Source organism: Streptomyces sp. NPDC058469, from assembly GCF_042721125.1.
Classification (GTDB): domain Bacteria; phylum Actinomycetota; class Actinomycetes; order Streptomycetales; family Streptomycetaceae; genus Streptomyces.
In genome coordinates, this window is sequence record NZ_JBHXME010000195.1 from 1 (window position 1) to 18370 (window position 18370).

The following is an 18370-nucleotide window of genomic DNA, read 5'->3' on the forward strand; positions in this document are numbered from 1 at the left end:
GCCGCTCCAGAGCCGTAGCGCCCACCGCACGCCCGTCCGAGGAGCCGCACCCTCATGGCCGAAAACCCCGCCTACCCCTTAGGGATCGTCCTCGACCAGGATCCACGCACACGCGTCCTCACCGGCATGCCTGCGCACATTGTCCAGGGCGGCACCGACAGCGGCGGCCAGCTCCTTCGCCGAGGGCGCGGGCAAGGGCACCGGAGCACCGGGCTCGGCGAAACTCACCTTCGCGGCGGCGTACGGCGCGAGCAGCACCCGCAGATCGACCGACCCGTCGTCGGGTTCGTCCACTTCGTCTTCTACGGCTCTCACGACCGCGCCCTCCGCCGCGTCCAGCGAGACCCGGGAGAGGGGCACCAGGGCGCCGGAGACCAGGGTGCGCAGCGCGACCTCCTGTTCGCCCGCCATCCGGCCCAGTTCGCCCGCCTCGCCGCCGAGCACGGCACCGCGTCGCTGCACCATCGCCAGCACCTGGAGGACGCCGTCGTGGATGTCGCGGGCGAGCCGCTCCCGTTCCCGGGTGGTGGCCTCGATCTCCAGGGCCCGGGCGAGGGTGCGCTCGGAGGCGCGGGCGACCTCCACGACGTAGCCGATGGCGATGGAGGCGACCCAGACGAGGACCACGTTGTGGACGGTGTCGCGGGCCGGCGAACCGCGCTCGACGAGGTTGGCGGCGGCGACCGGCGTGGAGGCGAACGCGGCCCAGCGCCAGCCGCCCTTGATGGCGAAGGCGAGGACCGAGCCGGCGGTCCATATCGACGGCAGGGTGGGGCCGCCGCTGTGGATGTGGTGGTCGTCGGCCGCGAGCGGGGTGAGGACGATGCCGATCAGCGCGATCGAGAGGTCGACGGCGAGGAAGCGCTTGGTGCAGGCGACCGCGCTCTGTATCCGGGGCAGGGTGGCGAGCGTCCAGACGAACAGGACGACGTAGAAGGCGATGGCGATGCCCGGACGGTCGAACTCGTCGTAGGCGCTGGCGAACAGCCCGATCGCGTACAGCATGGTCAGCACGCGATAGCCGCTCAGCGCGCGCCACAGCGGCTGCTCGACCGACATCCTGACGACACGGACCTGCTTGGCCATCTCCCCCACCCCCGACACAGACCGCCCCGACTAGGGGCTGGTCTGCTCCTGCTCCGCCTGTGCGAGTGCGGCCTTGGCCGCCTTCTCGGCCGCCTTCTCCGCATCCTTGTCGGCCTTCGCCGCGTCCGCGATCTGCCGCTTGGCGGCGGTCGCGTAGATGTCGACGTACTCCTGGCCGGAGAGCTTCATGATCTCGTACATGACCTCGTCGGTCACCGCGCGGAGGACGAAGCGGTCGTGCTCCATGCCGTTGTACCGGCTGAAGTCGAGCGGCTTGCCGATCCGGATGCCCGGGCGCATCAGCTTGGGCATGACCTTGCCGGGCGGCTGGATCTTCTCCGTGTCGATCATCGCGACGGGGATGACCGGAGCGCCGCTGGCGAGCGCCACGCGCGCGAGGCCGCCGGGCTTGCCGCGGTAGAGGCGCCCGTCTGGGGAGCGCGTGCCCTCCGGATAGATACCGAACAGTTCACCGCGCTCCAGGACGTCGATCCCGCTCTTGATCGCGGCCTCGCCCGCCCCGCGCGCACCGGAACGGTCCACGGGGAGCTGGCCGACGCCCTTGAAGAACGCGGCCGTCAGCTTGCCCTTCACCCCGGGCGTCGTGAAGTACTCGGCCTTCGCGATGAAGGTCACCTTGCGGTCGAGGACCGCGGGCAGGAAGAACGAGTCCGAGAACGAGAGGTGATTGCTCGCCAGGATGGCGGCGCCCTCGTCCGGAATGTTCTCCAGGCCCTCCACCCAGGGTCGGAAGGCGACCTTCAGCGGTCCCCCGATGGCGACCTTCATCGTGCCGTACAACAACCGAGTGCCTCCCGTGTCCGTCGATCAGACCTTAACCCGGAGCACCCTCAAAGGACCCGACGACCCTGGTCGGTGTCAGTGCGGTCGCGTACGGTTAACCGCACCTGGACTTGTTCACACCCCTCTCATGAACACGCGTCTCGCGAACACGCCCCTCTCATGAACAGGAGACCGAAGGTGCCGGTCCTCCCCGAAGCCGAGCCGTACCGCCACGAGGGCGGGGAGGTCGGAGTTCTCCTCTGCCACGGCTTCACCGGTTCCCCGCAGTCGCTGCGCCCCTGGGCGGAGCATCTGGCCGAGCGCGGCCTCACCGTGTCGCTGCCGCTGCTGCCCGGGCACGGCACGCGCTGGGAGGACATGCAGCTCACCGGCTGGCAGGACTGGTACGCGGAGGTGGACCGCGAGCTGCGCGCCCTGCGCGAGCGCTGCTCGCAGGTCTTCGTCGCGGGCCTGTCCATGGGCGGCGCGCTGGCCCTGCGGCTGGCCGCGAAGCACGGCGACGAGATCAGCGGCGTCATGGTCGTCAACCCGGGCATCAAGGTGCACGGCCTCGCGGCGTACGCCCTTCCGGTGGCCCGCCATCTGGTGCGTACGGCGCCGGGTATCGCCAGCGACATCGCGAAGGAGGGCAGCGAGGAGGTCGGGTACGACAAGGTGCCGCTGCACTCCGCGCACTCCCTGCGCACTTTCTTCCGACTGGTCGACCGCGAGCTGCCGCAGGTCACCCAGCCGCTCCTGCTGCTGCACAGCCCCCAGGACCATGTGGTTCCGCCGGCCGACTCGGCTCGTGTCCTCAGTCGGGTTTCCTCGGCCGACGTGACGGAGATCCTGCTGGAACAGAGCTACCACGTCGCGACGTTGGACCACGACGCGGACCGGATTTTCGAGGAGAGCTTCGCGTTCATCGGCCGGCTCGCACCCAGTGTCGGCAAGCAGGCGTCCGACACGGGCCGGGTGAGCGAGCAGGAAGGGACGGCCACAGGTGGCTGAGCACGACTCCGACCGCGAGGGCCTCGAACCGGACGAGCAGGGCGTCCCGTTCGACGAGGAGGCCGCGTGGGCCGCGATCGTCGCCGGATACGGCGACGAGCCCAAGGATCCGCCGGGCGCCAAGCCGTTCAAGTCGATCGAGGATCTCGCGCTGCTCGATCCCGAGAAGAACGACGAGCAGCCGAAGGCCAAGGACAAAGGCAGGGACAAAGGCAAGGACGGGGACGGCGCCGAGGACACGTCCGCGGACCAGCAGGAGCCGCCGGCGCCCGCCGGGCCGCTGGGCAGTTCGGTCTCCTTCGCGCCCGGTGTCGGCGGTCCACGTGACTACTCCTCGCCGGACTCCTCCGAGGAGGACTTCGACGAGGACGACGAGGGTCACTTCGTGCCGCCGGAGCCGCCTCCGCTGCCGGACGCCGACACGACGTCCAAGTTCGCCTGGCTCGGGGTGATCGGCGGCCCCATCCTCCTGCTGCTGGCGGTGCTGCTCAGCTGGGACATGACCTGGTGGCTGGCGACCATCGGCATCGGCGGGTTCCTGGGCGGATTCGGCACGTTGGTGATGCGGATGCGGACGGACGAGGAGGACGGGGACGATCCGGGGCGGGGCGCGGTCGTCTAGTTCGTCTCGTTCCTTGAGCTCGTCTCGTCCTTGAGCTCGCGGGAACTCTGAGGGCGGCCAGCACCGGGAAGTGGTCGGTGGCCGCCCTCACGGCAGTGCCTCTCGACGCCCCCTCGCACTGCTCGGCCCCGGTGGGCCTCGCAGGCTTCGGGTGGCTGCGCAGGACTCCGCCCGGCGGCTTCGGTTCAGGCCGCGGGCACGCGCATTGCGGCCAGCACGGGGAAGTGATCCGTCGCCCGCTTGATGTCGGCCTCCTCCACCCCCGGCAGTCCTAGCGGCACCCCGCAGCCGAGTACCTCGATGCCCTGCGTGGCGAAGATCGCGTCGATGCGCTGGAAGGGGTTGCCGGGGGTCCAGGTGTACTCGTCGCCCCAGTGGGCGGTGGCCCAGCAGTCCTGCAGTTCCTTGGCCAGCCGGCCGAAAGTCCGGCCGTCGGGGCGGTCGTTGAGGTCGCCGCCCGCGATCACGTGGTCCACGCCCATTCCGGCCAGCCGGTCGAGCAGCATGCCGCCCTGTTCGTAGCGCTCGTCCTGGCGGAGGCTGAGGTGACAGCTGAGGACTCCGAGCCGGGCGCCTCCGAACCGTACGACCGCGGTCGCGAAGCCGCGTCGGAACTGGCCCGGGGTGAGCGGCAGCAGCACGTCTTCCGTCCGCTCGACCGTCGCCCGCAGTGAGCACAGCAGGGCGGGGCCGGCGGCGGTGGCGCCGCCGGAGAGGACCACCAGGCCGGAGGCGGACGCGAGGCGGGCCAGCTTCTTGCGCCAGCGGAAGAAGAGAGGGGCTTCCTGGATCAGGACGAGGTCGGGGGCGCAGGCCGTGATCACCCGAGCCAGGGCGTCCGTGTCGTCGCGCATCGAGCGGATGTTGTAGCTCAGGACGCGGATGGTTGCCGAACCGTCGGGGGCGGTGCGGGAGTTGGGGAGCAGCGGGGTCGTCGCCATGCGGATCAAGATACGACGTGGTGCGGGTGGCTGGAGTGGAGGGACTTGCGGATCGTGTTTTGGCTGCCGGCCCGTTGTGGCTGGTCGCGCCCACGCGGCGGAGCCGCATATCGGCACAGCCCCGCGCCCCTGAAAGGCGGCAGTTCGCGGCGCTCCCAAGAGCAGGAGCTTCCCGCGCCCCTGAGGGCAGCAGCTCGCCGCGCTCCGAAAAGCAGGAGCCCCCGCGCCCCAAAAGCAGCAGCTCTCCCGCGCCCCCAGAAACACCGGTTCCCCGCGCCCCAAAAGCAAAAGCGGGGCGTGGGGAACCGGTGTCACTCAAGAAGTGGGTCTCCAAGAAGCAGCCGTCACATGATCGGGTCCGGCTCCCTCGCCAGGTCCGCCGCTCCCACCATGCCCGCCTTGTTGCCCAGTTGGGCCGCGATCACCTCGGCGACCGGGCGCCAGTTGCCGCCTACCAGCCAGCGTTTGTAGGACTTGCGGATGGGGTCGAGGACCAGCTCGCCCTCGTCCGAGAGGCCGCCGCCGACGATGAAGGCGGAGGGGTCGAAGAGGGAGGCCAGGTCGGCGAGGCCGGCGCCGGCCCAGCGGGCCAGTTCGCGGTAGGAGTCGACGGCCACCGGGTCGCCCTGGCGGGCGGCCATGGAGATGTGCTTGCCCTCGATGCCCTCGGGGGAGCCGTCGCCGAGCGAGAGCAGCACCTCCGCGGACTCGGGGGTGGCGTTCGCGCGCTGCTTGGCGTAGCGCACGAGCGCGCGGCCCGAGGCGTACTGCTCCCAGCAGCCCTGTGAGCCGCAGCCGCACAGCAGGCCGTCCGGCACCATGCGGATGTGGCCGAACTCGGCGGCCACGCCGAAGTGTCCGCGGCGCAGCTTGTTGCCGATGATGATGCCGCCGCCGAGGCCGGTGCCGAGCGTGATGCAGATGACGTTGCGGTGGCCCTTGCCGGCGCCGAACTTGTACTCGCCCCAGGCCGCGGCGTTCGCGTCGTTCTCCACGACGACGGGGAGGCCCACGCGGGCCTCGACCTTCTCCTTCAGCGGCTCCTGGCGCCAGTCGATGTTCGGCGCGAAGTAGACCGTGGAGCGCTGGCGGTTGACGTACCCGGCCGCACCGATACCCACGCCGACGATCTCGTGCCCGGCGCGCGCGCCCTCGACGGCGGCGGCGATGGCGTCCACGATTCCCTCGGCCGTGCCGGGGGTCGGCACCTTGTGGGTCGAGAGGATGTTGCCTTCCTCGTCGACCACCCCGGCCGCGATCTTCGTGCCGCCGATATCGACGCCGATGGTGAGTCCCATGAATCCCTCAGTTTCGGTCGAGCCCCGCTACGGCCCACCGTACCCGAGGGCCCTCTAGTCCAGGTCGATGCGCTCCCCCGGGCCCGGGTCCTCGCCCCGGTCACGGCGGTCGCGCAGGTCCTTCAGCTCGCTGTCGCGTGCCGTCCAGCGCTGCTCCTGTGCCTGGACCGCGGAGCGGTACGCGGCGAGGAGTTCGTTTCCGGCCGCCGCGAGGTGGTCGAAGACGTCCGGGTTGCGTTCGATGACGGGCTCGACGGCGGCCTTGGCCTGCTGGACGACCTGCTTCACCACCTGCTGGGCGGCCGGTCCGGCGACCTGGCCGAGCAGCGGGGACTGGAGGCCGGACAGCTTGTCCGCGACGGTGTCGACGAGTTTGCGCAGTTCCTCGGCGGCCGAGCCCGGGGGCGGGCCGTACTGGGTGCGGCGGCGGGCCTTCTCCGCCGCGAGGTCTTCGGCGGCCGCCGTCGCCCAGGCGTCGGCGTCGGTCGCCCGTACCTCGTCCAGCGCCTCGTCCTTGCCGGCGTCGGACGGGGGGAGCTCTTCGCTCATGACGGACTCCTGACTACGGTTCGTCTCTACGACGTTACCCGAATGGGCGTACGTGCTTCACGGGGTCGGGCCCCACGAATCCGTACTCGGTCACCTTCCCTGCGGCCACAGCTCCGGGTCGGGGGCGAAACGGATGCGCAGTTCGCCCTCGCGCAGGGCCGCGCCTGCCACCGTGCAGCGGCGCAGGGCCGACGGCAGCGGCACGATACGGCGGAACCTGCCGACGGTGACGACGAGTTCGTCGCCCCGGCGGACCAGATCCAGCTCGTCCCGTATCGCGCCGGGCAGCGGGATGCCCCAGACCAGCACGCCGTCCTCGGTCAGCCGGTCCGTGACGGGCCACTCGACCGTGGAACCGGCCGCGTTGACACCGGGCACGCCGAGCGCGGTGAGGTCGTCGGTGCCGCGGGGGTCGTGCCCGCGGTGCGGGACCTGCTGGACGTCGTACGTCCCCTGCCACTCGTCCAGGGTCTTGCGCTGCTGCACGCCCAGGCCGGCGAGCCAGGTGTCCTCTACGGACTCGGGCAGCACCCGGTTGGCGACCAGCACATCGGGGCGCAGACCGCGCAGGGCGAGCGCGAGACCGGCCGCGCGGACGGCGTCGGCGCCGGCCGGTCCCGGCTCGGCGACCAGTCGTACGGTCGTGTTCCGGTCCGCGAGAACCGCTTCCACGGCGGCCAGTTCGACGTCCCAGCGGCCGGCCGTGTCGTAGAGCCACTCCGAGGGCATCGGGACGCCTGCGAGGCGGCCGAGGACCGGGCGCAGGGCGCGGGCCGCTTGCCGCTCGGCCGGGAGGAGGCGGCGGAGGTAGCGGCGGAGTTCCTCGGGGAGCGCGAGGAGGGCGAGTGCTTGGGGGGTCGGCGGGAGGTCTACGACGAGGAGGTCGTAGGCCTCCGAGAGGGCCGCGTCCCGCAGGGCGCGGAGGAGGGCGAGTTCCTCGGCGCCGGGGAGGGGGGTGAGCTCTTCCGCGTCCAGGCGGGCGGCGCCCAGGAGTTCGAGGGCGGTGGAGGCGCGTTCTTGGAAGGCGGTGAGGTCGGTGCGGAAGGACTCCGTGGCGTCGGGGCGCCATGCCGTGAGGTTCTCGGCGGCCTTCACGGGCGCCGCTCCCGTCACCACACCCAGGGCGGCGCCGAGGGTGTCGCCGCGGTCGGCACCGAGGAGGAGTGTCCGGGTGCCGTTGCCTGCGGCGGCTTGTGCGGTGGCTGCGGCGATGGTGCTGCGGCCGCTGCCGCCTGGGCCGGTGATCAGGATGGTACGCATATGAGTGAACGGTAGTCGCTGCGTGGGGGTTGGGCGCCGTTGCTGGGGGCTGCCGCCCCCAGGCCCCCGCTTCGGCCCTGAAGGGGCCTCGTCCTCAAGCGCCGGACGGGCTGGATTGTGCCGGCCTGGGCTGCGAAGCCTCCGACTCCACCCCTACTGCTCCCCCGACTTCGCCCCCTGGTCCTCCCCCGACTCCACCCGCTTCTTAAGCCCCGCCAGCGCCCGGTCGATGATGACCTTCTCGGCCTTGCGCTTGATCATGCCGAGCATGGGGATCTTGACGTCCACCGTGAGGAGGTACGTGACCTCCGTGGCGCCCGCGCCCGCGGGCTTGAGGAGGTAGGAGCCGTCCAGGGAGCGCAGCATCTGGGACTTGACGAGGGTCCAGGAGACCTCGTTGTCGCCGGTCCAGGTGTACGCGAGGGTCTGGTCGTCCTTGATCGCGCCGGCGTCCATGACGAGCCGGACCTGTTCGGCGCGGCCCCGGTCGTCGGTCTTGAGGACGTCCGCCTCCTTCACCTCGCCGGTCCAGTCCGGGTAGCGGGCGAAGTCGGCGATCACTTCCATCACTTCGGCCGGTGCCGCCTCGATCGTGATGCTCGAGCTGGTGTGTTCCGCCATCGCTGTGGCTCCTCCAGATGCGGGCCGGTGGGACATCGCCGTGCGCGTGTGCGTGCAGCGTGAAGGCTACCGCGCGGCCGACCGCCCCACTTCACCCCCTACCTGCGGACATCAGGGGGCGGTCACCATTCCAGCGCCCAGGGCGTGCCGCTCCCCGCGAAGTGCCCCACGTTCACGCACTCGGTCGCCCCGATCCGCATCCGCCGCACGAGCGGCTGGTGGACGTGGCCGAACAGTGAATAGCGGGGCCTGGTACGGCGGATGGCGTCCAGGAGGGCACGGCTGCCGCGCTCGAAGCGGCGCGCGACGGTGTCGTAGACCAGCTCGGGGACCTCGGGCGGGATGTGGGTGCACAGGACGTCGACCTCGCCGACGGCCTCGATCTTGGCGGCGTACTCCTCGTCGCTGATCTCGTACGGCGTGCGCATGGGGGTGCGGAGGCCGCCGCCGACGAAGCCGAACGTCCAGCCGCCGATCTCGACGCGTTCGCCGTCGAGCACGGTCGTTCCGGGTCCGGCGTACTCGGACCACAGGGTCGGCATGTCGACATTGCCGTAGGTGGCGTACGTCGGGGCGGGGAAGGCCGCGAACATCTCGGCGTACTGCTTGCGCACCGCCTTCTCGATCAGGGCCGCGCGGTCCCCGCCGACCGCGCCCCACAGGCGGGCGCCGAGTTCGCGGGCCTCCTCGAAGCGGCGGGCGGTGCGCAGCTCGACCAGGCGGTCCGCGTTCTCCTCGCCGAACAGTTCGGGGAAGATCCCGCGCGAGTGGTCGGCGTAGTCGAGGAAGAGGACCAGGTCGCCCAGGCAGATCAGGGCGTCGGCACCCTCGCCGGATCTGGCCAGGTCACGGACGTTGCCGTGCACGTCGCTGACCACGTGGATGCGCGTCCCGGAGTTTCCGGCCGGTGTGGGTGCCATGACGATCAAGCGTAGGCGTGTGCGGCAAACGTGAACAGTGGCGGCGGACCTTGCGGTTACTGGCCAGTCAAGAAAGGCGTGGACTACTGTGCGCCAGGAAACACCAATCTGTGTGACGCAGCGAACATCTCGCCGGACCCCCCTGTCGTAGGAGCCATACCGACGGGTAACGTCCGGGCAGTCCAGTCGTGCTCAGGATTTCAACCACCGGGTCCTGATGCACCTGCCCGAGTCTTGGACCGGACCGTCGCATCACACAACGTCGTGGCGCCGGCGCCCTATGAGGAGCAGCAGTCTTGCGCGAGTTCAGCCTTCCGGCTTTGTACGAGGTCCCTGCGGACGGCAATCTGACCGACATCGTCCGCAGAAACGCCGCGCAGCACCCAGATGTCGCCGTGATCGCCCGCAAGGCGAGCGGAGCGAAATGGGGGTCCCCCCGGCCGGAGGCTGGGGGAGGCGCCTGGCAGGACGTGACCGCCACGGTCTTCCTCGCCGAGGTGCACGCGGCGGCCAAGGGGCTCATCGCCTCCGGCGTCGAGCCCGGCGACCGGGTCGGCCTGATGTCCCGCACGCGGTACGAGTGGACGCTGCTCGACTTCGCCATCTGGTGTGCGGGCGCGATCACCGTGCCGGTGTACGAGACCAGCTCGCCGGAGCAGGTGCAGTGGATCCTGAGCGACTCGGGCGCCACCGCCGTCGTCGTGGAGCAGGACGGGCACGCCGCCACCGTCGAGTCGGTGCGTGCGCAGCTGCCCGCGCTCAAGCACGTCTGGCAGATCGACGCCGGCGCGATCGACGAGCTGGACCGCGCGGGCAAGGACGTCACCGACGCGACGGTCGAGGAGCGCAGCTCGCTGGCGAAGGCCGACGACCCGGCGACCATCGTGTACACGAGTGGCACCACCGGCCGGCCCAAGGGCTGTGTGCTCACCCACCGCAGCTTCTTCGCGGAGTGCGGCAACATCGTGGAGCGGCTGCGCCCGCTGTTCCGCACCGGCGAGTGCTCGGTGCTGCTGTTCCTGCCGCTCGCGCACGTCTTCGGGCGGCTGGTGCAGATCGCGCCGATGATGGCGCCGATCAAGCTGGGCCTGGTCCCGGACATCAAGAACCTCACCGACGAACTCGCCTCGTTCCGCCCGACATTGATCCTGGGCGTGCCGCGTGTCTTCGAGAAGGTCTACAACTCGGCGCGCGCCAAGGCGCAGGCGGACGGCAAGGGCAAGATCTTCGACAAGGCCGCGGACACCGCGATCCTGTACAGCCGCGCGCTGGACACCCCGTCGGGTCCGTCGCTGGGCCTGAAGATCAAGTACAAGACGTTCGACAAGCTCGTCTACAGCAAGCTGCGCGCGGTGCTCGGCGGCAAGGGCGAGTACGCCATCTCCGGCGGCGCCCCGCTGGGCGAGCGCCTGGGCCACTTCTTCCGCGGCATCGGCTTCACGGTCCTGGAGGGCTACGGCCTGACCGAGTCCTGCGCGGCCACCGCGTTCAACCCCTGGGACCGGACGAAGATCGGCACGGTCGGCCAGCCACTGCCCGGCTCGGTCGTGCGCATCGCGGACGACGGCGAGGTGCTGCTGCACGGCGAGCACCTGTTCAAGGGCTACTGGAACAACGAGGCCGCTACGGCCGAGGCGCTGGCCGACGGCTGGTTCCACACCGGGGACATCGGCACCCTCGACGAGGACGGCTACCTCAGCATCACGGGGCGCAAGAAGGAGATCATCGTCACCGCGGGCGGCAAGAACGTCGCCCCGGCCGTGATCGAGGACCGCATCCGCGCGCACGCGCTGGTCGCGGAGTGCATGGTCGTCGGCGACGGGCGGCCCTTCGTGGGCGCGCTGGTCACCATCGACGACGAGTTCCTGGGCCGTTGGGCTGCCGAGCACGGCAAGCCGACGGGTTCCACCGCGGCGTCGCTGCGTGACGATCCGGACCTGGTGCAGGCGGTCCAGGACGCGGTCGACGACGGCAACGCCGCGGTGTCGAAGGCGGAATCGGTGCGGAAGTTCCGCATTCTGTCCTCCCAGTTCACGGAGGAGTCGGGCCACCTGACGCCGTCCCTGAAGCTCAAGCGCAATGTGGTCGCGAAGGACTACGCGGACGAGATCGAGGCCATTTACCAGAAGTAGCAGGCCGGTTGGTCAACTACCTGAAGCAGCAGGCCAGTTGATCCGCCCGGCCTATGGCGCGGTGTCCTCGACGAGGACCCGCGCCATCGTGCGTTCGGCGAGCGCGGTGATGGTGACGAACGGGTTCACCCCGATCGATCCCGGCACGAGCGAGCCGTCGGTGATGTACAGCTTCGAATACCCCTTCACCCGGCCGTAGTTGTCGGTCGCCTTGCCCAACACACAGCCGCCGAGCGGGTGGTAGCAGAAGTCGTCGGCGAAGACCTTGCTGCTGGAGCCGAACAGGTCGTACCGGTAGACCGTCCCGTTCGCCGCGTTGATCCGGTCGAACAGCTTCTTCGCCATGGCGACCGAGACCGCGCTCTGCGCCGCGGTCCAGCCGAGTTTCACCGTGCCGGAGGCGGAGTCGTAGGTGAACGACGCCCGCTGCGGGTTCTTGGTGATCGCCAGATACAGGCTGATCCAGTGCTCGATGCCCATCGGCAGCGGGGCGATCTCCGCGAAGACGGGGTTGTCGGTGTTGGCCCAGTCGTCGATGCCCATGACCGGCATCGTCGACTCGTTGGCGCCGACCGTGTCCCAGATGTGGTTGGCGCGCCCGACCATCGTGTTGCCGTTGGTCCCCCAGCCCGCTCCGACGCTCGCGTTGAGAGCCGGGAGCGTGCCCGTGTCCCGGGCGCGGACGAGGAGTTCGGTAGTGCCGAGGCTGCCGCCGCCGAGGAACAGATAGGTGCAGCTGTACTGCTTGGTCTCGACGACCGCGCCGGTGTCGTCGATGCGGTCGACGGTCAGGACGTACGACCCGTCGCTCGCCCGCGTGATCGCCCTCACCTTCTCCATGGTGTGGATGGTGACCTTGCCGGTGCCGAGCGCGGAGGCGAGGTAGGTCTTGTCGAGGCTCTTCTTGCCGTAGTTGTTGCCGTAGATGACCTCGGCGGCGAGCGCGGACTTGGTGGCGGTGCCGGCGGCCTCCTTCTGCATGTAGCCGAAGTCGTAGACGTTGGGCACGAAGGTGGTCTTCAGTCCGGCGGTGGTGGCGGCCTTCCGTGAGGTGCGGGTGAACTGGTACCACTCCGTCGACTCGAACCAGGTCGGGTCGACCGTGTTGACGCCGAGCATGGTGCGGGCGCGCGGGAAGTACGTGCCGTACATCTCGGTGGCGTCCACGGCGGGGAACTGCTCGGTGAAGTACGACTGGAGCGGGGTGACCGCCATGCCGCCGTTGACCAGCGAGCCGCCGCCGACGCCCCGGCCGACGTAGACGGACATGTTGTCGTAGTGCACGCGGTCCAGGGTCCCCGGGTACGGGGTGATGTCCTTGTTGACGATGTCCAGCCACAGGAAGCTGGCGAGCGGTGCCTCGGTGCGGGTCTTGAACCACATGGAGCGCTGGTCCGGGGCGCTGGTGGAGCAGAAGATCTTGCCGTCGGAACCGGCCGTGTTCCAGAGCTTGCCCATCTCCAGGACGAGGGTGGTGATGCCGGCCTGGCCGAGGCGGAGGGCGGCGACCGCACCGCCGTAGCCGGAACCGACGACGATCGCGGGCGCGGATTCGACGGCCGCGGGTTCGACGGCCTGCGCGGACTGCAGGCCGATACGGGTGAGACCGGCGGTGGCGGCGGTCTGGAGGGCGATCATGCCCAGGATTTGACGTCTCGTCAGCTGATGCTGCGTCAGTTTTGCTGTCATGCGCGCAGCATGTGCGGATTATTCGGTTCCGCCAAGGGGCTGCGCCGATTTCGGGGCGCCTATTGGGGTGCCGGGTGAGGTGTTCGGGCGGGTGCGGGTTGGGGGTGGCTCGGCGCGCCGTTCCCCACGCCCCCAGAAAACAGCCGGCTCCGCCAAGCGGCCACGCCGCTTTCCGGGCGCCATCCGGGGTGCCAAGCGGTCTGTCCGGGCGACTGTCGGCCGTCTGTGGCTTGTCGCGCCCCGCGGCGGAGCCGCTGATGTCACAGCCCCGCGCCCCCAAAAACAGGGGGTTCTACCGTGCGGCCGCGCAGATTTCCGGGCGCCGTCCGGGGTGCCGGGTGAGCTGCTCGGACGGCTGCGGGTCGGAGGTGGTTTGTCGCGCCGTTCCCCGCGCCCCCCAAAAACAGGGGGTTCGCCAAGCAGCCGCGCTGGTCTCGGGGCGCCATCCGGGGTGCCAAGTGATCTTTTCGGGCGGCTGCCGGCCGTGTGTGGCTTGTCGCGCCGTTCCCCGCGCCCCTGAAAACAGGGCCGCGCCGACCACCCGGCGGAGCCGCATATCGATGCGGCCCCGCACCGCCAAAAGCAACTGGTCCCGTCGAGAGGTCGCGCCGCATGCGCAGCGGAGCCGCGTATCGATGCAGCCCGGCGCCCGCCCCTAGAACAGCTCCTTCAGCCGCTCCGCGAGGAGGTCCCACCGCCACCGTTCCTCGACCCACTGCCGTCCCCGCTCGCCCATGTTCTGCCGCAGCTCCGCGTCTCCGAGCAGGGCGACGATCCGGTCGGCGGCCTCCTCCGGGGAACCGCCCCGTACGACCCAGCCGGTCTCACCGTCGAGTACGGCGTCGGGCGCGCCGCCGGAGTCGCCGGCGACGACGGGCAGGCCGGTGGCGGACGCCTCCAGGTAGACGATGCCGAGCCCCTCGACGTCGAGGCCGCCGCGCCGGGTCCGGCACGGCATCGCGAAGACGTCTCCGGCGCCGTAGTGCGCGGGCAGTTCGGACCAGGGCACGGCGCCCGTGAAGCGCACGGAGTCGGTGACCCCGGTCTCGCGCGCGAGCCTGCGCAGCTCCTTCTCGTACGGCCCGCCGCCCACGATCAGCAGGACGGCGTCGGGCTGTCGGGCCAGGATGCGCGGCATGGCGAGGATCAGCGTGTCCTGCCCCTTGCGCCCCACGAGCCGCGAGACGCACACGACCACGGGCCGGTCGGTCAGCCCGAGCCGCTCCCGGACCTCCGCGCCACCCGACCCCGGGTGGAAGGCCTTCTCGTCGACACCGGGCGGGAGTTGGACCATCCGCGCGGCCGCCTCCGGGCTCAGCGCACCGGCGATGCGCGAGCGCGTGTACTCGCCGAGATAGGTGATCGTGTCGGTCGACTCCCCGATCCTGCCCAGGAGTTGACGCGCGGCGGGCAACTGCGCCCACCCGGCCTCGTGCCCGTGCGTGGTGGCCACCAGCCGTTCCGCGCCCGCCTTCCGCAGTGCCGGCGCCATCAGCCCGAGCGGCGCCGCCGCCCCGAACCACACCGCCGTACACCCGTGTTCACGCAGCAGCCCCACGGCCCTGCGGGTCGCGGCGGGCGTCGGCAGCAGCATGGTCGTGGCGTCCCGTACGACGGTGAACGGCTGCTCGGCGTCGAAGGCGGCCGTCGCCTCGGCGCCCTCACGGCCGCGCTTCCAGGTCGAGGCGTAGACGACGATCCGCTCGGGCTCCAGGCGCAGCGCCATGTTGTGCAGAAAAGCCTGGATGCCACCGGGCCGGGGCGGAAAGTCATTGGTCACGATCAGGGTCTTGCGCACGCGGCAGACCCTACCGGCCCTACCCGGCGACGACTCACAGGCCCGCACGGCCGCGCTTCATGGCCATCGCACAGCAGATCGGGAGAACATGTGGCCCACACCGGCAGGCACGGCACGGCACGGAACAGGGGCTCAGGTGGAGATTGCGGGCGCGAGACGGCGGCTGGCGGCGCTGCTGGGAACCTGGGGCCTGACCAGAGTCGTACTCCTGCTGTTCGTCTTCAAGGTGCTCGTGTTCCCCGGCCCGGACGTCACCAGCGACGTGTCGGTGATCTACCAGGGCTGGTACGAGACGCTCCGCCACGGCGGCTTCCCGCTGGACGACGTCACCTGGCAGTACCCGCCCGCCGCCGCCCTCCCGATCCTCTCCCCCGCCCTGCTGGGCTTCCTCGACTACGCGTCGGCGTTCTTCGTCCTCGCCTTCCTCGCCGACCTGACCGTCCTGGCCCTGCTCCTGTACACGGGCCTGCGCCCCGGCCGGACCCTGCGCGGCGCCTGGGTCTGGGTCGCGGGCGTCCCGCTGCTCGGCCCGACCGTGTACGCGCGCTACGACGTGATGGTGACCGCGGTCGCCGTGGCCGCGCTGCTCGCGGGCGCCCGGCATCCGCGTGTGATGGGAGCGCTGGCCGGCTTCGGAGCGCTGCTGAAGGTGTGGCCGGCGCTGCTCCTGCTGGGCGCGGTCAAGCGCCGCGCGTGGGGAGCGGCGGCGGTGACGGTAGTGGTGATCGTGTCCCTGTTCGCGGTGTCGATGCCGGGCGCGTTCGCCTTCCTGACCTTCCAGCGCAACCGGGGTACGGAGGTGGAGTCGCTGGGCTCCCTGGTCTTCCACGTGGCCCGGCACTTCGGGTGGAACGGCCAGGTCCTCCTGAACTACGGCTCGGTCGAGTTCGTCGGCCCGTACGTCAACTGGGTCAGCACGGCTGCCCTGGGCCTCACCGCGATGGCCTTCGGCTGGCTCATGCTCTGGCGCCTGACGGCGGCCCGCTTCCTGCCCCACACGCTCGCGGACGCGGCCTTCGTGGCGGTCCTGATGTTCACGGTCACCAGCCGGGTGATCAGCCCCCAGTACGTCGTCTGGCTGATCGGCCTCGCCGCCGTCTGCTCCTGCTTCCGCGCCAGCCGCATGAAACTCCCGGTCACCCTCGTCCTTGCGGCGGCCTTCGTCACGGTCCTGGAATTCCCGATCTGGTTCGCCGACGTGGTCAACAGCGACGGGCTGGGCGTGACACTGCTGCTGGTGCGCAACGGCCTGCTCGTGGCCGCGGCGGTGACGGCCGCACGGGAGTTGTGGCGGGCGTCGGTCACGTGGGCGGATGTACCGCCACTGCCGAGTCAGGCGACTCGGTCGAAGGCGACCTCGGCGTCGTCCTAGGCCAAGACCCTTTCAGATCAGGCGAGTTGAGCCCTGAGATAGTCCCGCCACTGCGCCGTGAAGTCGTCCAGCGTCACCCCGAGGACGTTCTTCAGCGCGTCCTCCACCGCCCCGGACCGCTTCTTGTGGGCGCCAACCGCCCGGTAGAACTTGCCCAGTTGGTCGACTCCCCAGCGGTCCTCGACCATTCGGCAGGCCATCCAGCCGCCCTCGTAGGCCTGCGCGAGCTTCGTCGCCTCGCCGCTGAAGCCGAAGTCCTTGTCGGTGGGGAGGGCGTTCGGGAGGTCGCCGGCCTCGACGGCGCGGTAGAGCTCCGGGGCGGCCTGGGTGGGGGTGCGGCCGGTGCCTCGGTAGCCGATCCAGTCGGCGTAGCCCTCCGAGAGCCAGAGGGGGGTGGCGGGGGTGGTGTGGGCGCGGGTGGCCACGTGGGTCGTCTCGTGGGTCAGCACCACCTGCTTTCCCACCGAACCCAGGAGCGCGTACGCGTCCGGGTTGACGATGATCCGGTCCGCGGGCGCGCTCCCCGAGCCGCCCGCCTCGCCCGTCGTCACCGCGGCGATGCCCCGGTAGGAGGCCGCCGGTGAGCCCAGGAGCCCCGCCATGCCGTCCAGGGAGCCGGGGACGAGCACGACGACGTGCCGGGTCCAGTCCGTGCCCCACGCGTCCGACACGGCCGGTACGGCGTCGTCCGCGAGGGCGCGGTAGTCGCGCAGGGTGTCGGCGTCCTGCCCGACCCCCATCACGAGGCTGTGCGCGCCCTTGACGACGCTCACCTTCCCCTGGTCCCACAGCTGTTGGCCGGACTTCTTGGCGGGCTTGTCCGCGTCGACGTACCACTGGTCGTCGGCTGTGAGGCGGAGCGTGAGTGTGCGGCCGACCGTGACGGGTGAGGTGTCGTAGCCCTTGACCTTGTAGCTCAGTTCGGCGTCGGCGGTCGCGGTGGCGCCACTGCGGCGGAGGGCGGTCAGCCGGTACGACCAGGAGGCGAAGGGGACGGCGCTCAGGTTCTCGTACGCCGTGCGCGCGCCGGTCCTCGTGTACGCCGTCCCGTCGTGGTGCAGGACCGCCGTGGACTGGCGGTCCAGCAGGCGCTGCACCTCCGCCTTCGCGCTGTCCGCCGCCGGCTGTCCGCCGCACGCCACCAGCGAGACGAGCAGCAGACACAGCGCGAGCACTCCGGAGCGCGACGCCCGCCTACGACCAGTCACTTCCCGATCGTACGACCCTTTCGCGCCGGTTCAGACCCTCGTGACCGACGAGACCGGCATCATGCCGACCGGGTCGTAGCGCACCGGCGCGCCGGGGTAGGGGGCGTGGATGACCTGGCCGTTGCCCACGTACATGGCGACATGGCTGGCGTCGGAGCGGTAGACGACCAGGTCGCCGGGCTGGGCCTGGGAGAGCGGGATCCGATGGCCGGCGTAGCGCTGTTCCTGCGAGGTGCGCGGGAGGTGGACGCCGGCGTGGGCGTACGACCACTGCATCAGGCCGGAGCAGTCGAAGCCGCCGGGGCCGTTGGCGCCCCAGACGTAGGGCCGGCCGAGGGCGGACTGGGCGGCGGCCACGGCGGCTGCGGCGCGGCCCGAGGAGGGGACGCCGGCGCCGAGGTCGGGGATGTCCTCGCGGGAGGAGCGGGAGGCCCGGTCGAAGGAGGCGCGGTCGGCGAGCGGCATCTGGTTGAGCAGCTGCCGGGCCTTGGCGAGTTTCCGCTCGACGGTCTTCTTGTGGGTGGCGACGGCCTTGCGGCTGCGCTCCAGCTCGGCGAGGTGCCCGGCGGCCTCGGTGCGCTCCTGGGCGAGTTCGCGCATGGCCTCCTGGAGGTCCTTGAGCTGGCCCGCCTGCTGGTTGGTGATGCGGTCGAGGACGGAGGCCTTGTCGAGGTAGTCGGCCGGGTCGTCGGAGAACAGCAGCGCGACGGTGGGGTCGATGCCGCCGGAGCGGTACTGGGCGCCGGCGAGTGAACCCAGCGCGTCCCGCATGGTGTTGATGCGCTGCTGCTGCCGGGCGATCCGGTCCTGGGCGTCGCTCACCTGGCGGTGCAGCTGCCCGGCGCTCTCGTCGGCCTTGTCGTAGGCCTCGGTCGCCTGCTCGGCCTCGTGGTAGAGCCGGTCCACCTCGGCCCGGCTGTCGTCGTGCGGCGCGGCCACGGCGGACGTGGCCGGCATGGCGCCGAGTGCCGCTGCGGCGGCGCTCAAGACGCAGGCGATCCTTACGGCGCGGCTCGCCTCCGGGGCGCTGAAGCCGGTGTCGGGAGACCGACCGTGCTCAGCCCCTCCTTCGTAGGGGCC

15 protein-coding genes and 1 pseudogene are annotated in these 18370 nt (G+C 70.8%); 4 read left to right on the plus strand and 12 right to left on the minus strand.

Going from position 1 to position 18370, the window contains the following annotated elements; all coding sequences use genetic code 11:
• Nucleotides 1-81: 81 nt before the first annotated feature.
• Both macS and ACFWP5_RS45905 read right to left on the minus strand, forming a co-directional pair.
• Nucleotides 82-1086 (minus strand): annotated as a pseudogene (macS, locus tag ACFWP5_RS45900) (MacS family sensor histidine kinase); the annotation flags it as partial.
• 30 nt (nt 1087-1116) lie between these two features.
• A complete protein-coding gene (locus ACFWP5_RS45905; RefSeq protein WP_384171164.1) occupies nt 1117-1875 on the minus strand; it encodes a lysophospholipid acyltransferase family protein in 759 nt (252 codons plus the stop codon).
• Nucleotides 1876-2067: 192 nt separating this feature from the next.
• On the opposite strand from ACFWP5_RS45905, the gene ACFWP5_RS45910 reads away from it, so the two are divergent.
• Both ACFWP5_RS45910 and ACFWP5_RS45915 read left to right on the plus strand, forming a co-directional pair.
• Entirely contained in the window at nt 2068-2880 is an 813-nt protein-coding gene (locus ACFWP5_RS45910) for an alpha/beta hydrolase (RefSeq protein WP_384171167.1), read from the plus strand.
• A complete protein-coding gene (locus tag ACFWP5_RS45915; protein ID WP_384171136.1) occupies nt 2873-3502 on the plus strand; it encodes a hypothetical protein in 630 nt (209 codons plus the stop codon). Before ACFWP5_RS45910 ends, ACFWP5_RS45915 begins: the two co-directional genes overlap by 8 nt.
• 185 nt (nt 3503-3687) lie before the next feature.
• Here ACFWP5_RS45915 and ACFWP5_RS45920 read toward each other — a convergent pair whose 3' ends face one another.
• The 6 genes from ACFWP5_RS45920 to ACFWP5_RS45945 all read right to left on the minus strand — a co-directional run bounded on the left by ACFWP5_RS45920 (nt 3688) and on the right by ACFWP5_RS45945 (nt 9049).
• Complete coding sequence (locus tag ACFWP5_RS45920; RefSeq protein ID WP_384171139.1) at nt 3688-4443, minus strand: endonuclease/exonuclease/phosphatase family protein; 756 nt, start codon at nt 4441-4443, stop codon at nt 3688-3690.
• 344 nt (nt 4444-4787) lie between these two features.
• Complete coding sequence (locus ACFWP5_RS45925) at nt 4788-5741, minus strand: ROK family glucokinase (protein ID WP_384171142.1); 954 nt, start codon at nt 5739-5741, stop codon at nt 4788-4790.
• A 54-nt stretch (nt 5742-5795) separates the two neighbouring features.
• On the minus strand, nt 5796-6290 hold the full coding sequence (locus ACFWP5_RS45930; RefSeq protein WP_384171145.1) for a DUF5304 domain-containing protein: 495 nt from the start codon (nt 6288-6290) through the stop codon (nt 5796-5798).
• A gap of 90 nt (nt 6291-6380) precedes the next feature.
• Nucleotides 6381-7550 carry an ArsA family ATPase gene (locus tag ACFWP5_RS45935; protein WP_384171149.1) on the minus strand — a complete coding sequence of 390 codons (1170 nt, stop codon included), beginning with the start codon at nt 7548-7550 and terminating at the stop codon, nt 6381-6383.
• A gap of 153 nt (nt 7551-7703) precedes the next feature.
• Nucleotides 7704-8171 (minus strand): SRPBCC family protein, encoded by a 468-nt coding sequence (locus tag ACFWP5_RS45940; RefSeq protein WP_384171152.1) that lies wholly within the window; start codon nt 8169-8171, stop codon nt 7704-7706.
• A gap of 122 nt (nt 8172-8293) precedes the next feature.
• Nucleotides 8294-9049, minus strand: coding sequence for a metallophosphoesterase (locus tag ACFWP5_RS45945; RefSeq protein WP_384171170.1), 756 nt, complete (start codon nt 9047-9049; stop codon nt 8294-8296).
• A 338-nt stretch (nt 9050-9387) separates the two neighbouring features.
• Here ACFWP5_RS45945 and ACFWP5_RS45950 point away from each other — a divergent pair, with 338 nt between their 5' ends.
• Complete coding sequence (locus tag ACFWP5_RS45950) at nt 9388-11223, plus strand: AMP-dependent synthetase/ligase (protein ID WP_384171155.1); 1836 nt, start codon at nt 9388-9390, stop codon at nt 11221-11223.
• Between the two features lie 51 nt (nt 11224-11274).
• Here ACFWP5_RS45950 and ACFWP5_RS45955 read toward each other — a convergent pair whose 3' ends face one another.
• Both ACFWP5_RS45955 and ACFWP5_RS45960 read right to left on the minus strand, forming a co-directional pair.
• A complete protein-coding gene (locus tag ACFWP5_RS45955) occupies nt 11275-12861 on the minus strand; it encodes a GMC oxidoreductase (RefSeq protein WP_384171173.1) in 1587 nt (528 codons plus the stop codon).
• A gap of 706 nt (nt 12862-13567) precedes the next feature.
• Nucleotides 13568-14710: a glycosyltransferase family 4 protein gene (locus ACFWP5_RS45960; RefSeq protein WP_384171158.1), complete on the minus strand. Its 1143-nt coding sequence runs from the start codon at nt 14708-14710 to the stop codon at nt 13568-13570.
• Nucleotides 14711-14846: 136 nt separating this feature from the next.
• On the opposite strand from ACFWP5_RS45960, the gene ACFWP5_RS45965 reads away from it, so the two are divergent.
• Nucleotides 14847-16082 (plus strand): glycosyltransferase 87 family protein, encoded by a 1236-nt coding sequence (locus ACFWP5_RS45965; protein WP_384171161.1) that lies wholly within the window; start codon nt 14847-14849, stop codon nt 16080-16082.
• A 17-nt stretch (nt 16083-16099) separates the two neighbouring features.
• On the opposite strand, the gene ACFWP5_RS45970 is transcribed toward ACFWP5_RS45965, so the two are convergent.
• Nucleotides 16100-17257: a hypothetical protein gene (locus ACFWP5_RS45970; RefSeq protein WP_384171177.1), complete on the minus strand. Its 1158-nt coding sequence runs from the start codon at nt 17255-17257 to the stop codon at nt 16100-16102.
• Nucleotides 17258-17320: 63 nt separating this feature from the next.
• Nucleotides 17321-18289 carry an NlpC/P60 family protein gene (locus tag ACFWP5_RS45975; RefSeq protein WP_384171179.1) on the minus strand — a complete coding sequence of 323 codons (969 nt, stop codon included), beginning with the start codon at nt 18287-18289 and terminating at the stop codon, nt 17321-17323.
• Between the last annotated feature and the right edge of the window lie 81 nt (nt 18290-18370).